The organism is Halobacillus sp. AWH4_228, assembly GCF_056158365.1.
The window spans coordinates 3,808,541-3,822,907 of sequence record NZ_JBSWTE010000001.1; the positions used below are offsets into that span (position 1 = coordinate 3,808,541).

The window sequence follows — 14,367 nt, forward strand, 5'->3', positions numbered from 1 at the left end:
GCAGACATCCACCGATATAAAAGCCGGAGAACCGGCTTAATTGAACAAGGAGCTTATGAAGTTTTTCAAAGACTGGAAGAAGCTTTGAACGGCATTACGGAAGCTGTTCCAGAACCCATCATCATTGATGATATCCTGGATGCTGCCTGTCAGATCATCCAGTTGGTTTTTCACTTGATCGAAATTGATATTCAAATTTCTCATTTGATCAAACAAATCCGTCAATCGCTGGCGGTCTTCTTCACTGAGTTCGATGTTCAGCGTCTGCAGCTGCTCCTGAACAATCTGCTCGACCTCTTCCTTCGTTGCTGGATCCTGCTCAGCGATGGCTTTCTTGATTTCCGTCAGCAGTTCGCTGACTTTATCCTGGTCAATCCCTTCTTCTTCTGCAATATCTGTCGCAATATCCAGTTCATCGCTCGCGACTTTCATACGGCTCTCATCCAGTTTCACCCCTTTGGCATCATACGCTTTGTAGATCCCGGTAAGAGCGGAATGTCCACTCACTTTCACAGAGGAAGCCACCAGCACTTCAGCGTTTTCGACGCCGGCAGTAAGGAGAGCATTCGTATACATTTCTTTAGTCACCTGTGTTATGTTATCTGGTGTAACGATTTCAATGGACAATCCTTCTCCGTTGTCTTTATGAAGAATTTTCACAGAAGAATACATATTCGAATTTGGATTACCACCGATGTACTCATTCAGATCCTGTCCGTTGACCGAAAACTCGTCGACCTGTTCATGCTGGTCCACCTTGAGTAAGTCCGCCACCTCAGATTTCTGCGCTTCTGAAAGGGCTTCACCGTAGACAACAATCGGCAGTCCCAGCTTTTCATTGATGCCCTGGTCTCCTGTAGAGGCGTAACTTTCCAGAGGCACCGCCCAAACAGAAAAGAGAAGCAGAGCCATCATCCAGATACTTGTCAGTTTTTTCATAACGTCGACCCCTTAATCGTGGTTGATTCCTTCTCATACAACGAGGCGGAATCACCTTACTAGTATACCCGCATTCTCAAACGGGTCTTTTACATAGACGTCCGGGAGGGAAAAAAGGTTTCAAAAGCACTGATATTTTTAAAGGAGCGTGACTATGACATGATACGAAAAATCGGCCTTTATATTTTTGCTGCCGCTTTGTTCTACGCAGGAATCACTCATTTCATCTACGACCACGGATTTGCCAGGATGCTTCCGCAATGGGTGCCGCTGAAGCTTGAAATTGTTTACATGTCCGGCATCACCGAATGGCTGCTGTCGCTGCTCTTGGTTTTCCCGCAGACGAGAAAAGCCGCCGGCCTCGCTACAGCCGTCTTCTTGATTGCTGTGCTCCCTGCCAATATCTACGCAGCCATCTATTCTATACCGGCTCCATGGTCGGAGGAAGCAAGTCCGGCTGCTCTCTGGATCCGCCCCCTTTTCCAGCCTGTGCTCATCTGGTGGGTACTGGCCTGTTCGCAGGATTCGAAACCAGCGCAGCGGTTTGATAAAATGAAGAGGAATTAAATCGGAGGAGGTAGTCTATGCGTTTAGCAGATAAGAAAATCATCGCTCTTGTGAGCAAGGATTTTGAAGACTTGGAATTATGGTACCCGCTTCTCCGTCTGCAGGAGGAAGGAGCTGAGGTTCATCTTGTCGGTGAAAAAGCCGGCGAGGAGTACCCAGGGAAATACGGTGTTCCTGCCGTATCTGATTTCGCTTTTGATGAAATCGATCCTTCTGACTATGACGGAATTCTCGTCCCCGGCGGCTGGTCTCCAGACAAGCTCCGCAGATATGACAAAGTTCTCGATATGGTCCGGCATATGAATGAACATGAAAAGCCGATCGGTCAGATCTGCCACGCCGGCTGGGTACTGATTTCTGCAGGTATTCTGGAAGGACGAACGGTAACCAGTACACCAGGTATTAAAGATGACATGACAAATGCAGGAGCCACATGGGTGGACGAAGCAGTCGTCCAGGACGCCCACATCGTGTCCGCAAGACGTCCGCCGGATCTTCCCCCTTATGCGAAAGCTTTCGCAGACCTGCTCGCTGAACAATAAGAGAAAAATCCCAAAGCGGCGAACCGCTTTGGGATTTTTTATTGATCATCGGAAATGGCGTGCTTGGCAAGCATGGACACAACCGCATCATCCATCGGCGGATTATGCAGCCCGGCACGTACATCACGGTAGTATTTCTCAAACGGATAAGTCTTTGACAGTCCGCGGCCGCCTGCAATCCGCATGGCAAGATCCACCACTTCATTCGCTGTGTTGGTAACCGCAAGCTTCACAGCGCCCAAGTCAGGACCCATATGTTTCCTCTTTTCCGGTTCTTCATCCCATTTACGTGCCACACTGTAAAGGTAGGCATGCGCCTGCATCAGCTTCCATTCCATTTCCCCGATTTTATCCTGGATGTGAGGGACTTCTGCGATCGGTTGATCGAGACTGTTCGGCTGAAATTCCTTCGCAAAAGCCACGGCATCATTGCGTGCAGCGACAGCAATGCCTAAGTAACACGCAGGGATATGAAGCAGCCATCCTTTTGGAGACGGCTTTCCCTCCTGCTTTAATTCGACGAGGTCCTCTTCATTCAACTCCACATCGTTCATAACCAAATCATGACTGGCCGTCCCTCTCATTCCGAGGGTATCCCACGTCTGTTCCACCGAAAGTCCGGGCTGGTGGCGGTCGATCATAAACCATCCGACACTGTCTTTATCTTCCACATAGGCGGATACAATATAATAATCCAGATGCTCAGCCATTGACGTGAAAGACTTTCGTCCGCTGAGGACATAGCGGTCGTCCCTTTTCACTGCGGTCGTCTCAGGGATTCCTCCGCGGGTCGGGCTCCCGGTTGCCGGTTCTGTAGCTGCACGGTTGACGACTTTCTGGCTGGAGACGACTTCCTGGACGAGTCTGTTGTAGGAAGCGGGTTCCCATAACTTCTCCTGCGATAGTTCCATCATTGTGCCCATATGCCAACCGATGGACAAAGCGACGGAACCATCACCTTCTGCAATTTTTTCCTGAAGCAGCAGCAGCTCATACAGGGAAAGGCCTTCTCCGCCGTCTTGAGGGGGGAGAGCGAGGGATGGGTACCCCACTTCCTTCATGACCTGCAGCGTTTGCGGAGAAAAGGCTGCGTGCTGATCGGTTTCCTGGATGTGTTTTTTTGCTTCATCCGCAATCGCTCCGGCTTTTTGAAAAAGACGTTCCTGACGTTCGTTTTTAATCCACGTTTCAATCATACCTGTCATTCCTATCCACTCCCGGTTCGTAATCTATAATTAAATCATACCTGACAACTCGGAATGAAGCCAACGCGGTGCTTCTTTTGATTCTCTTTTCAACATACCCTGCCTCTTCATAAATCATTCCCGTCTCCTCTTTGTATGTAAAAAACCCGGCTGCCTTCAGCCGGGTTCCTGTTTTATCCTTGTTTTACTTCTTCACCTTCGTATATCTTAATAGAAAGAGGAGCAGCTAGAAATTCAGAAGCTTTTCCGACAAACGCCTGGAAATGCTCACTTTGATTATGCTTCTCTACGGCTTCCCCGTTCTGCCACACTTCCACCATTTTGTAGGTGTATGCTTTGTCCATATCCTTGACCAGATCATAAGAGACATTTCCCTCTTCCTCTCTGGATGCCTGGATCAGTGGACGGATTTCCTCCAGAAAGCCATGTTCCTTATCAGGAGCCACTTCAAATACAGCATGAATAATATACATACCATCTTCCCTCTCTTCGTATCGCATTTGTGAATTCGTACTCCAATAGAGTCACCCGGAATCGTGCTCTTTATCAGCAGACATCCAGGTACCTCGAGCCGGATTCTCCTCTACATCGTAATGGATAAACCGCCGGGCAGGAAGTGATTCGCTCACCAAGCGCTCTTCCTCCACATAAAAAAGCACCGTCTGAATGCATCAGATCGGTGCTTTGATCATTTCCTTCTGGGAATTTGTTTCAACGCCTGTTTTACAGAGGCATACGTCTGCAGCGAAAGTTCACTGAAGTCCGCGTATGGAGCACTTTGAATCGCAAAGGTCGGCTTAATGCCCGTAATGACCAGCGTCGTCCCCATCAAGTCCAACAGCTGATTCATTTGATAAATCCCCATATGTACCGCTTCATTGTAGGAATGAACCGCTGACATATCCATGATGAGATAATCTTCCTTTGTTTCTTTAACGTGATGACTGACCGCTTCCAACATCTGCTGCAGCCGTTCATCATCCACTGTTCCAACAAGTGGCAGTACAGAAATGTTGTCTTCCACAGGTACAATCGGCGTGGAAAGCCGCTTCACTTCAGAAAGGTAATGGCCAATCAATTCCTCCTGCTCCCTGCGCTGGGTCACGTCTTTCTGAACCCCTACAAAATAAGTCTGATCCATCTGCGAGATATAGACCGGGAAGATTTGCAGCTCATTCCAGAACGGTGTCCCGTCCTTCCGGTAGTTCTTAATCTCCAGCAGAACCGGCTCTTTGCTCTTCAATCCTTCTCTGATGCGTTCAACCTGACTTTCGCTCGTGTCTTCCCCTTGAAGAAAACGGCAGTTGCGTCCGAGAATTTCCTCAGCTTTATAACCAGTCAGTTCCTCAAATCCTTTATTACAGTAAATCATCGGATTATCTTCCTGCTCCGGATCTGAAATTACGACACCTGCACCCACGCGGTCGATCGCAGCTTTTATGAATTCATTTTGTTGAATTTCTTCTAATCTAGCAAACGAAAGTTCATTCACGGTCATCCAGCTCCCTTTAAAATGGAATGAATACTATTATAATAAAATGAATGACAAACCCCTTGCAAGTTAATCCATCCACTTCCATCTATTCCCAAGGTAAAATAGTAAGTTTCGGCCAGCGTTTTTTCCATTTCGCTGCCTTTTTCAAATAGACTTCCTCCGGAATCAGCCGCTTGTTCGGCCGGACAATTAAGCTGAATAAATCCTCCAGACCGAAAGGGGCATACATATCGAAGGTGCCTGGTGCTCTTCTTTGGACAGCGAGTGAGGAGGCTGTCGTCGGCCATGTATCCACGGCTGCTTCGAGGGACGGATAGGGATCAAGCGGAATGTCGAATTTTTCTTCATACCATAAGTGAACGAGCGCCTCGTTCGTTACATCCACTTCAAAAGGGTGGCGGGAAAGCTGCTTTCTCATGTCCCTTTCCAACTGCCGCTCCTCTTCCAATGTTCCTTCTGGATCAAAATAGATCAAATCCGCATCTCCTATCCCATACGCGGGGTCAAACCCATGCTTCTCATTCCATACACTCTGCACAAGTGCCCCCGCTCCTATGTAATAACTCGAAAAATAATGATCGGCTTGGTCAAAGATCGGAAGGAGGTGAGGGGTTTTCTCCTGGATGATTTCGATCAGCTCGCTTTCCAGAGCATTCATGATTTCCACTCCTTTTTTTCAGGTGTTGAAGAAAGGCCTCTACCTGTGGAAGGGAACGGACATCCGGCTTCACGCATGCCCATGTCTCCCTGGTTACAGCATTCCCCTCTTGATCTACAAGAGGCAGGCAGGCATACTCTTCCTTTTCCTCGTACGCAATACTTCCTGGAAGGACCGTCATTCCGAGTCCGTGTTTCATCATTTGTTTAGCGGTCTCGAAATGATCGACCTTCATCGTCGGCCTGTAAGTGAGTTCCTTCTGATTTTCCCGCCACTCCTCAAGAAGACGTGTAAAGTCCGGATCTGTTCTGAATTCGATGAACGGCCTCTCCGTTACAGGGGGGAGAGGTAACAAATCGAATAAATAAAGCGGGTCATTCAATAAATGGGTCGAGTTGAATCCGGAAATCGGCTCCCCTCTCACGATGGATAGATGATTATCGAGCGCTGATGAGCGGACTTCACTGCTGATACCTGTGATAAGATCAACCGTTACCTCAGGATACATCTTTGTAAATGACTGGAGTATTTCCGGAAGAAAATACTGGCTGTACAGCGACGACGCTCCTATGGAAAGGGTGCCCGACACCCTCCCTCCTGCCATCGCCAGTTTATCTTTGAGCTCTTTTTCCTTTTGCAGGATTTCCCTGGCTGAAGCAAGCGTCAGCTCACCGAAAGGAGTGATCCAAAGCTTTTTCGAGGTGCGGACGAAAATGGCTCCTCCCAGTTCTTCTTCTATGTATTTCAATCTCTGAGTGATCGCCGGCTGGGAAAGAAGAATTTTTTTTGCTGTCGAACGGATGGTACCACATTCATGAAGCTGGATTAACAGATCATAATCTTCCATTCTCACCGAACGTTCCCCCTATCCATTTTTCTTATCACCCTTTATTATAATTAAATATTATTCAAATCTCTATCCTTCCAGTAAGATAAAAGGGAAAAAGGAGGGATCACATGCTTCATTTGAAAACCGGACGTCTGCTCGGAAGTTACTTTCTATACGAATGCGGGCGGGCCATGTATTTTGTGCTGACCACCTGGATCTTGTTCCAATGGACGAACGACCCTTTGTATACAGGGTTATTTGTCAGCTTCGGCTTTCTGCCCGGGATGGTCTCCAACCTGTTCTTCGGAGTACTTGTAGACCGGTACAGCCGGAAGAAACTCGCTGTAGCTGCCGGAGCATCCAGTGTGCTCATCCTCTTATTTTTATGGACGACATCTGCCGTGGATACAGAAGCCCCCTGGCTGATTATTCTCATCCATATGCTCCTTCAGACAGCCGGCTCCTTATTCCGTCCTGCCCTGCAGGCTCTGACAGCGGCGATCATTCCGAAAGACGAGCTTCCGAAAATCTTCTCCTGGTCCAATTCCTCGACGATCACAGGCAGCCTGATCGGTGCAGGCACAGGCGGGGTTCTGGCAGGGACCCTTCCTGCGGAAATCCCCTTAGCAGTCGTTCTTCTCCTGTTTACAGCAGCTACCCTGTCCGTGATGCAGCTGAATGAAGCTCCCTTTAGAAAAGAAAAGCGGAAACGCCTTTCATTTTTTCTGGATATGAAGGAAGGCTTCCGTTATGTCCATCACCACCCGCTGTTTTACGGTTTGTTCTTTCTCTTGATGATCGGGCAGCTGACCTTTCATACTTCTCTCGGCTTTTTAAGCGTTTATACCAGTGCCCACCTGCTGCAGGGGGCTTTCCTCTACGGACTGCTCGATGCGGTGTTTTCGATTGGAGGCATGGCAGCCGGGCTGCTGGGGACGTGGTGGTGGAAACTATTCAAAAACAGCCTGGCGGTATGGGCCTTTGCCGTTACTTCATGTGGTCTGCTCCTCGTCAGCCTGACTACCAACGTATGGCCCGCTTTTATAGGTTTTTTCTTTATCGGTTTCGGCACATCATCCATTCGCGCTTTACTTCAATCGGTTCAGCAGATGGCGTCGGATCCGGCTTTCCACGGAAGACTCTCCAGTCTGCGTATGCTCGCCAATCAGTCTTCTGTCGTCATCAGTGGGCCGGTATTTGGAGCCATTGCTTCTACTTCCGGTGTCTCCTTTGTCTTCCTATGGCTGCTTCTTCCAGCTGGTGCCGGTATTTTGTGGGCACATATCCAGTCCCGCCATCCAGATTTTCAAGCGGTAACAAACCGGAGAACCGCCTGATCATAAAAAAAGGCATGCTTTTCAAAAGCATACCTTTGGTCATGTATAAGTTAAGTACGGTTATCTTGTCTCTTCCTTCGGTGTACGGTACACTTTTTCAACCTCGATCCCCAGTGTCTTCAAGTAATCGACGATCTGGTCCAGTCTCTGCATGTTTTCACCTCAGTATGAAATAGAATTGGCAGGAAATCTGACGACAATCTACTTATTACTCTATATACGTCTCCCATCGCAAAACGTTTCACTTGACTTACAATGAACCATACCCTTGTCTTAAATCAGTTATGCACCTTTTTACACATTCGAACATTTTTTATAACCGTTCCGTTCAGTGTCTTCTCTTGATGACGGATCTTCTCATACCCGTGCTTCATGAAGAAAGGGACAGCAGCAAAACTGGCTTCCGTATGGAGGCGCACCGCTCCCATGGATTCAGCCTTTCTTTCCAACTGTTCCAAAAGGATGGATGCTGTTCCTGTCCGCTGGTAATCCGGGCTTACATATAGGAAATCGATACATTCCTCATCGGTTAAGGAGGCCATTCCAATGACCTGATCCTGTTCCAAGGCAAGCAGGGTGAACCCGTTCAGCAGCCTTCCAGACAAGCTTTCATTCAATGAAACAGCCCCGGCCCATGCTTTTTTCTGTTCATCCGTATACACGTCCAGCGGAATGTCCATAATCGCACCAACCATCAAGCGGATGACTTCATCTGTATCGTTGTTCCCCATCTTTCTTATCTGCACCAAATCTCTCTCCCTTCCATCATAACAAAATGGTCATGCTGTGACGTTAAGGTTTTATGACAATTGAAATAACTCCTTCACCTTTCCGATAAATGCCTGCACCTGTTCTGTGATTTCCTCTTCACTCATCGGGGTGACGACTGAAAAATAACGGGTGGTCGGCTGAATATAAGGAAGGGGCATAATCAGGTGTTCGGCAGCTGTGTGGGTCACCACCGTTTCTGAAATAAAGGATAGCCCCAGCCCTTCTTTTACACCTTGGACGACTCCATGATTGCTCCCGATCGTAATCGTCTTTCGCGGTCGTATATTGTACGACTCCAACATCGATTCCATCATCGCCCTTGTACCGGAGCCTTCCTCCCTGATCATCCACGTGTGATCCTGCAGATCCTCGAACGTCAGCGTTTCACATGTGCGAATTGGGTGGTCATCCGGCACGATGACCACCATCTTATCCTTCATAAAAGGGAAGGAAGACAACCCCTGATCAGCCACACGGCCTTCAACAAGCCCTATGTCCAGGGAATGAAGCTGAACCTCTCTGTTGATTCTCTCAGAATTGGCAATGGTCACCTGAAGATCCACTTCAGGAAACTCCTGGTCATACGCCCGGAGAAGGGAAGGAAGAATGTATTCCCCTACTGTATAACTCGCTCCTATTTTCACCGTCCCTTTCATCTGGTCATGGTACTGCAGCACTTCTTTTCTGGCTTTATCCATAACGCCGAGAACCTGTCTGGCTCTCTTATACACCATCTCGCCTGTCGGTGTGACATCAAAGCGTTTCGGTGATCGGTTAATCAGCACGGTATTGAATTCTTCTTCCAGGTGCCGGATATGGGAGCTTACTGTGGGCTGTGAAAGCCGGAGCAGGTGAGAAGCTTTTGTAAAGCTTTTCTCATCAATCACCGTAATGAGCGTTTTCAATGATTCAAAATCCATGATGACCCTCCTGTTATTATTAAATCCTATTATAACTATTATAAAGTTTTATTTTACTAATAATCAATGGGCGCTTATGATAAGGAAGGAATAGAAAGGAGAACCATCATGAACATCATTACATCAACGATATATAAACAGCCTCTTCTTTCTGGTATTGCATTTACAGCCTTACTATCAGCGGTCGGTTTTCTGGCTGCCCAGCTTCCTGGAGTCAGTCAGATCGGACCTCTTGCTGCCGCCATTCTGCTGGCTGTCCTCTACCGCCACTATTTTGGTTATCCCGAACAAATGAAAAGCGGTATCCAATTCGCAGCGAAAAAACTGCTTCGGCTGGCCATCATCTTATTCGGCCTCCGTCTGAATATGAACATGATCGTCAATGAAGGACTTCCCCTCTTGTGGAAGAGTGTCCTCGTCATCATTTTTGCTGTCGGACTCATGGTCCTTGCAGCTAAGATGTTTAAAGCCGACCTCTCACTTATGACCCTGCTCGGAATCGGCACCGGTATCTGTGGGGCCTCAGCAATCGCCGCCGTGTCGCCGATCATTCATGCTAAGGAAGAGGACACAGCCGTAAGTGCCGGAATTATATCGATTGTCGGTACGCTCTTTGCGATCGGCTTCACCATTATCCGGCCGATCCTTCCTCTGGATGCAGACGCCTATGGCATGTGGGCCGGCCTCAGCCTGCATGAAATCGCCAATGTTGCCCTGGCAGGTGAGCCTGCAGGAGCTGATGGGCTGGGCATGGCCTTTCTCGCAAAGCTCGCACGCGTGTTTCTCCTTGTCCCTGTCAGTCTTCTGCTTCTCTGGGTCATGAAGATCCGGAGCAAAGGAGAAAACCAGGGATCCATCACGTTCCCCTGGTTTCTGCTGGGCTTTATCGTTATGAGTCTGTTCGGAAGCTATGTCGAAGGGACGTATATCACCGTTCCCGACCCTGTCATGAACAACCTGCTCACTCTTACATCCTTCCTGCTGACGATGTCGATGGTCGGCTTAGGGCTGAGTGTCAGTCTCAGAGATGTTCGGGACAGAGCATTAAAACCGACGGTGATATTGATTTTCGTCTCCATCCTGCTGGCTTTTTTCACCTACTGGATCTTTTAACTCCTCGCTCACGAGGAGTTTTTTTGTCTTTTTCCTGCACTCTTTGTCGAAGGACTTAAGCTCCCAGAGTCTTTTGGTAAAATAAAGGAGGATCAGGGTGTCTGACATGCCTGTCCTTTCTATGCATATAGTAAAAGCAGCGGACTTATAGAAAGGATTCAGGTATATGATTGCTCCAGCTAAAATGAGTGCATCCCTGTATGCCCTGTTGTCCATCACTTTCTGGGGAATATCTTTTGTTTCGACCAAGGCGGTGCTCGAAAAAATAGACCCGTATTCCCTGCTTGTTCTACGCTTTGGAATCGGGGCTCTATTTTTATTTTGTATGATTATCGTTTTCCGCTATCCCTTAAAAGTACGCATAACCCATCTGCCCCACCTCCTCGTTCTCGGCATTCTAGGGGTTTACATCCACCAGGTGATCCAGGCGACCGCCCTTTTATCCATCCAGGCCTCCGATGCCGGATGGCTCATTTCTTTTTCACCCATTTTCACCATTGCTTTATCATTCATCTTTCTACACGAACCTCTAAGTCTGAAAAAAACAGCCGGCATCATTACAGCTGTGCTCGGTGTGCTTCTCATCACCTCCGGAGGGGAAGGATCTTTTATTAAGCTTTCTTTAAGCATGGGCTATCTGCTTATGATTTTAAGCACTCTGAACTGGGCGGTCTATTCGGTACTTTTGAAGAAGCTGGCTGTCCCTCTCCCTTCCATCGTCCTAACCTTTTATATGAGCATCATCGGCTGTCTGCTGACCCTGCCTTTTTTCATTAGAAATCAAGGGCTCACTCAGCTGGCTGCACTGGAATTGAGTCATTGGGCCCACCTGTTGTTTTTAGGTATTTTCGTTTCCGCTGTGGCTTACTGGTACTGGGCGAAAGCACATGAAATTCTGCCCGCCTCCCAAGTGTCCGTGTTTATGTACTTGGAACCCCTGGCCACATTGTCCGCCGCCATGCTTCTCCTTCATGAAAAACTGGCAGCCACATCAGTTATTGGCGGCCTATTCATTCTAATGGGGGTTCTGCTTGCCCAGCATCAAAAAAGAAAATAAAGGAGGAACCGTGATGCACATGGAAGAACGGGTGCAAAACGCTTTTCGTACGCTGACAGATCACTCTCCGGCATCCTTAAAAAAAAGACTGCTTGAATGCGACATTACACTTGAGGAGCTGGATCCCTACCTGAAGGATCCTGAGGGTAAACCGTACTACCGCCAGATGATTTATGAGGATGAACATGTGGAGATGATTGTGATGAATTGGGCAGACATCGAATGTGCCCCTCACGATCATGGAGAATCATCCGGCTGGATACTCATTATGAACGGGGAAACGAAACAAACCGTCTATAAAGGAGGAAGTGAAAAGCTCCCTGAACCCCTTTTTACAGAATACAAGGAAAAAGGGCGGACAATGTTCGCTCCCAAAAAGGGGATTCATAAAATGGGACGCAGCGGAGAAAATGCTCTTGTCACCCTTCATTTATACTCCCCGCCGATTCGGGGGATGAAAGTCTATGACCTGGACACCTGCGCTGCTTGTGTCGTTTCCGCAGACTGTGGTGCCTGGTGGCCGGAAGAACAGCGGCAGCGGCTTAAGGAAATACAATTGAAGAAGAGTTGAGCGGGTACCGGGAACTCCTGCAGGCACCGGAAGACCACGGACGATCAGCAAAAAAAGAGGAAGCGGTGCACCGCTTCCTCTTTTAATCCATTTCGTATTGATCTTTTTCTTCAACAAAACGGTTGTACCGGCGCTGAAACCAGTGGAAAAAGTGAGAAACAAACACCTTTAAAATGGCATAGCCTGGGATGGCCAGGATGATTCCAATGATTCCAAAAAGGTGACCGGCCGTAAGCAGGACGAAGATAATCGTGACTGGATGGATGTGCAGGCTTTTCCCCATGATCTGGGGAGAAATGAATTTTCCTTCCAACAGCTGCACAACCGTCCAGACGAAGACAAGCTTCAGCACCATGAACGGGGAAGTCACAATAGATATGATCAGCGCCGGCGTAATGGCGATCACCGGCCCTAAATAAGGGACGACACTCGTGACACTGGCGATTGCTGCCAACAGCAGGGCGTAATCCAGTCCGATGATCAAAAACCCGATATACATCATGACACCGATACAGAAACTTACAATGATCTGTCCTTGAATATAGGCGCTTAACTGGTGATCAATCCCTTTGAACACACTTGATACCTCCGGGCGCGCTTTAGGAGGAAACAGACGGATTATGACCCCGGGCAGCTTATGACCGTCTTTTAATAAGTAAAACAAGATGAAGGGAAGAGTGACAATGGCTACAACGACACTGGTGACAGTAGAAATGATACTCGTGATCCCTTCCACTGTCTGTGTGGCATAGGACGATATGTAATCCGGTACTTGATTGATCATCCCATCTACATCCTGAAACATATTAGTGTAGTAAGCGGAGAAATAAGAATTCTTCAGCCACTCATCCATCGATAATATTAAGTCGACGACATAGCGTGGCAGTTCTTCCGAAAGACTGATCAACTGCTTTTCCAGGAAAGGTATGATCAAAACGATCACCATCGTAATTAACCCGATGAGCACGAGCAGCGTTAAGACAATGCCCCAAATGCGTTTGATTTTCCACTTCTCCAGTAAGTTAATCACCGGCCGGAGCAGATAATAGACCACAACAGATAAGATAAGCGGGAGCGCTACGGTTTTCACAAATACGGCAACAGGTTCGAATATAAACCATACATTTGAAAAGACCAGGATATTCAATCCGGTCATTAGTAGAATACCTAGTAGAAATAATGTTTTACGGCCTCCAAAAAAACGGATGACCGGTGTGGAGTCCCAGCGATTCATAAACATTTCTCCTCAGCACAGCATGATTGATTTTATTCTATCACACAGAAAGCTCTTTCCACCTTATCCAGCTTTTACAGATGGAAGCTGATGGCTGTGACTTTTTCTTTTCGTAGACAGGTAGATACCTGCAAAGATTGTCAACAGACCGTATATAAGGTTGGGCGTAACAGCTTCTCCCAAAAGTACACGACCCCAAATCAAGGCGGTGACAGGGACAAGATAGGTGACCATACTCGCAAACTCGGCCCCAGCCTGATCAATCATATAATAATAGAGAAGGTGAGCTGCCCCTGATCCGAGACATCCAAGACCGATGACAGCCAATATGGATTGAAGGTCCAGATTGACGACATTTCCCCAGCTGCCCGGCTCGAGCCAGAACAACCCGAGCGCACCGGAAGCGGCTCCGACCAACAGACCGGCTAAAGCCAGCAGGACGACGTCTGTCCCTTGAAGATATCTTTTGGTGAAATGGGATACAAACCCGTAACAGGAAGCCGCTAAAAGCATCGTACCGACTCCGATGAAACCCTCCCCTGTCATTTCCCCGGGGCGGAATCCGGTTAACAGGATGATACCTGCAAAGCCGATCACTATGCCTCCCCACTGTCTCCAGTGCAGACGCACAGAAAACAACAAAAATCCTGCCACTCCTGTCAGAATGGGTGTAGAGGCATTCAATACAGCAGCCATATTGCTTGTCAGTGATGTCTGACTTAAAGCAATCAGTCCCCACGGAAGCCCGGCATTGAACAAACCGACAACGATAAGACGCTTCCACGGAAGAACAGCCGGCCGCTTCCCTTTCCACCAGCGATAAAGAAACAGAGGAAGAAGGACAGCGGCGCCTGCCATACATCTCAGAAACACAGTCCCCCATACTCCTGCAGCAGGTATAAGGACCTCAATAAAGACAAAGGATAACCCCCATATCAGGCTGAGTGCCATTAATGCCCCGTACAGCTTCACGCCCTTCCTCCTCCTTCCTCTCATCGACTTGGAAATAACAACCAATAATTTTATACTCTATCAAATCTAAACGTTCCAATCAATAGAAATGAAACATACATTTTTCTATACGAAAAAACCTCCAGGACAATCCTGAAGGTTTTGTGTGACGTGGCAG

At 47.9% G+C, this 14,367-nt stretch carries 16 protein-coding genes; 6 read left to right on the plus strand and 10 right to left on the minus strand.

Annotated elements, in window-relative coordinates:
* Positions 1 to 36: 36 nt before the first annotated feature.
* On the minus strand, positions 37 to 939 hold the full coding sequence (locus tag ACXADP_RS19635) for a DUF1002 domain-containing protein (protein ID WP_474967110.1): 903 nt from the start codon (positions 937 to 939) through the stop codon (positions 37 to 39).
* 159 nt (positions 940 to 1,098) lie between these two features.
* On the opposite strand from ACXADP_RS19635, the gene ACXADP_RS19640 reads away from it, so the two are divergent.
* Together ACXADP_RS19640 and ACXADP_RS19645 are read left to right on the plus strand one after the other, a co-directional pair.
* Positions 1,099 to 1,506 carry a DoxX family protein gene (locus ACXADP_RS19640; protein ID WP_035532877.1) on the plus strand — a complete coding sequence of 136 codons (408 nt, stop codon included), beginning with the start codon at positions 1,099 to 1,101 and terminating at the stop codon, positions 1,504 to 1,506.
* Between the two features lie 17 nt (positions 1,507 to 1,523).
* Positions 1,524 to 2,048 carry a type 1 glutamine amidotransferase domain-containing protein gene (locus tag ACXADP_RS19645; RefSeq protein ID WP_474967109.1) on the plus strand — a complete coding sequence of 175 codons (525 nt, stop codon included), beginning with the start codon at positions 1,524 to 1,526 and terminating at the stop codon, positions 2,046 to 2,048.
* Between the two features lie 38 nt (positions 2,049 to 2,086).
* Here ACXADP_RS19645 and ACXADP_RS19650 read toward each other — a convergent pair whose 3' ends face one another.
* The 5 genes from ACXADP_RS19650 to ACXADP_RS19670 all read right to left on the minus strand — a co-directional run bounded on the left by ACXADP_RS19650 (position 2,087) and on the right by ACXADP_RS19670 (position 6,253).
* A complete protein-coding gene (locus tag ACXADP_RS19650; protein WP_474972272.1) occupies positions 2,087 to 3,253 on the minus strand; it encodes an acyl-CoA dehydrogenase family protein in 1,167 nt (388 codons plus the stop codon).
* Between the two features lie 173 nt (positions 3,254 to 3,426).
* Positions 3,427 to 3,726, minus strand: a complete 300-nt coding sequence (locus ACXADP_RS19655; RefSeq protein ID WP_474967106.1) for a putative quinol monooxygenase — start codon at positions 3,724 to 3,726, stop codon at positions 3,427 to 3,429.
* A gap of 215 nt (positions 3,727 to 3,941) precedes the next feature.
* On the minus strand, positions 3,942 to 4,745 hold the full coding sequence (gene ytvA, locus ACXADP_RS19660) for a YtvA family blue-light photoreceptor (RefSeq protein WP_474972273.1): 804 nt from the start codon (positions 4,743 to 4,745) through the stop codon (positions 3,942 to 3,944).
* 88 nt (positions 4,746 to 4,833) lie between these two features.
* Entirely contained in the window at positions 4,834 to 5,406 is a 573-nt protein-coding gene (locus ACXADP_RS19665; RefSeq protein ID WP_474972274.1) for a nucleotidyltransferase family protein, read from the minus strand.
* The gene (locus tag ACXADP_RS19670) at positions 5,336 to 6,253 is read right to left on the minus strand and encodes a LysR family transcriptional regulator (RefSeq protein WP_474970327.1); all 918 of its coding nucleotides are present in this window, start codon (positions 6,251 to 6,253) and stop codon (positions 5,336 to 5,338) included. Before ACXADP_RS19670 ends, ACXADP_RS19665 begins: the two co-directional genes overlap by 71 nt.
* 110 nt (positions 6,254 to 6,363) lie before the next feature.
* On the opposite strand from ACXADP_RS19670, the gene ACXADP_RS19675 reads away from it, so the two are divergent.
* Positions 6,364 to 7,572, plus strand: coding sequence for an MFS transporter (locus ACXADP_RS19675; protein ID WP_474972275.1), 1,209 nt, complete (start codon positions 6,364 to 6,366; stop codon positions 7,570 to 7,572).
* 278 nt (positions 7,573 to 7,850) lie between these two features.
* Here the strand turns inward: ACXADP_RS19675 and ACXADP_RS19680 are convergent, their stop codons facing one another.
* Positions 7,851 to 8,318: a GNAT family N-acetyltransferase gene (locus ACXADP_RS19680; protein WP_474967102.1), complete on the minus strand. Its 468-nt coding sequence runs from the start codon at positions 8,316 to 8,318 to the stop codon at positions 7,851 to 7,853.
* 54 nt (positions 8,319 to 8,372) lie between these two features.
* Positions 8,373 to 9,263 (minus strand): LysR substrate-binding domain-containing protein, encoded by an 891-nt coding sequence (locus ACXADP_RS19685; protein WP_474967101.1) that lies wholly within the window; start codon positions 9,261 to 9,263, stop codon positions 8,373 to 8,375.
* 108 nt (positions 9,264 to 9,371) lie between these two features.
* On the opposite strand from ACXADP_RS19685, the gene ACXADP_RS19690 reads away from it, so the two are divergent.
* The 3 genes from ACXADP_RS19690 to ACXADP_RS19700 all read left to right on the plus strand — a co-directional run bounded on the left by ACXADP_RS19690 (position 9,372) and on the right by ACXADP_RS19700 (position 12,004).
* A complete protein-coding gene (locus tag ACXADP_RS19690; protein WP_474972276.1) occupies positions 9,372 to 10,376 on the plus strand; it encodes a YeiH family protein in 1,005 nt (334 codons plus the stop codon).
* A 166-nt stretch (positions 10,377 to 10,542) separates the two neighbouring features.
* Positions 10,543 to 11,433, plus strand: coding sequence for a DMT family transporter (locus tag ACXADP_RS19695; RefSeq protein WP_474972277.1), 891 nt, complete (start codon positions 10,543 to 10,545; stop codon positions 11,431 to 11,433).
* 13 nt (positions 11,434 to 11,446) lie between these two features.
* Complete coding sequence (locus tag ACXADP_RS19700; RefSeq protein WP_474972278.1) at positions 11,447 to 12,004, plus strand: cysteine dioxygenase; 558 nt, start codon at positions 11,447 to 11,449, stop codon at positions 12,002 to 12,004.
* Positions 12,005 to 12,086: 82 nt separating this feature from the next.
* Here the strand turns inward: ACXADP_RS19700 and ACXADP_RS19705 are convergent, their stop codons facing one another.
* Positions 12,087 to 13,238 (minus strand): AI-2E family transporter, encoded by a 1,152-nt coding sequence (locus ACXADP_RS19705; protein WP_474967097.1) that lies wholly within the window; start codon positions 13,236 to 13,238, stop codon positions 12,087 to 12,089.
* Positions 13,239 to 13,301: 63 nt separating this feature from the next.
* Positions 13,302 to 14,210: a DMT family transporter gene (locus tag ACXADP_RS19710; RefSeq protein ID WP_474972279.1), complete on the minus strand. Its 909-nt coding sequence runs from the start codon at positions 14,208 to 14,210 to the stop codon at positions 13,302 to 13,304.
* Positions 14,211 to 14,367 lie beyond the last annotated feature (157 nt).

What these genes read in the sequence shown, in the direction of transcription:
- ACXADP_RS19670 (WP_474970327.1), bottom strand. Translation starts at nt 6,253, where the DNA reads ATGGAAGATTATGATCTGTTAATCCAGCTTCATGAATGTGGTACCATC.
- ACXADP_RS19650 (WP_474972272.1), bottom strand. Translation starts at nt 3,253, where the DNA reads ATGACAGGTATGATTGAAACGTGGATTAAAAACGAACGTCAGGAACGT.
- ACXADP_RS19665 (WP_474972274.1), bottom strand. Translation starts at nt 5,406, where the DNA reads ATGAATGCTCTGGAAAGCGAGCTGATCGAAATCATCCAGGAGAAAACC.
- ACXADP_RS19635 (WP_474967110.1), bottom strand. Translation starts at nt 939, where the DNA reads ATGAAAAAACTGACAAGTATCTGGATGATGGCTCTGCTTCTCTTTTCT.
- ACXADP_RS19645 (WP_474967109.1), top strand. Translation starts at nt 1,524, where the DNA reads ATGCGTTTAGCAGATAAGAAAATCATCGCTCTTGTGAGCAAGGATTTT.
- ACXADP_RS19655 (WP_474967106.1), bottom strand. Translation starts at nt 3,726, where the DNA reads ATGTATATTATTCATGCTGTATTTGAAGTGGCTCCTGATAAGGAACAT.
- ACXADP_RS19675 (WP_474972275.1), top strand. Translation starts at nt 6,364, where the DNA reads ATGCTTCATTTGAAAACCGGACGTCTGCTCGGAAGTTACTTTCTATAC.
- ACXADP_RS19690 (WP_474972276.1), top strand. Translation starts at nt 9,372, where the DNA reads ATGAACATCATTACATCAACGATATATAAACAGCCTCTTCTTTCTGGT.
- ACXADP_RS19695 (WP_474972277.1), top strand. Translation starts at nt 10,543, where the DNA reads ATGATTGCTCCAGCTAAAATGAGTGCATCCCTGTATGCCCTGTTGTCC.
- ACXADP_RS19685 (WP_474967101.1), bottom strand. Translation starts at nt 9,263, where the DNA reads ATGGATTTTGAATCATTGAAAACGCTCATTACGGTGATTGATGAGAAA.
- ACXADP_RS19640 (WP_035532877.1), top strand. Translation starts at nt 1,099, where the DNA reads ATGATACGAAAAATCGGCCTTTATATTTTTGCTGCCGCTTTGTTCTAC.
- ACXADP_RS19705 (WP_474967097.1), bottom strand. Translation starts at nt 13,238, where the DNA reads ATGAATCGCTGGGACTCCACACCGGTCATCCGTTTTTTTGGAGGCCGT.
- ACXADP_RS19700 (WP_474972278.1), top strand. Translation starts at nt 11,447, where the DNA reads ATGCACATGGAAGAACGGGTGCAAAACGCTTTTCGTACGCTGACAGAT.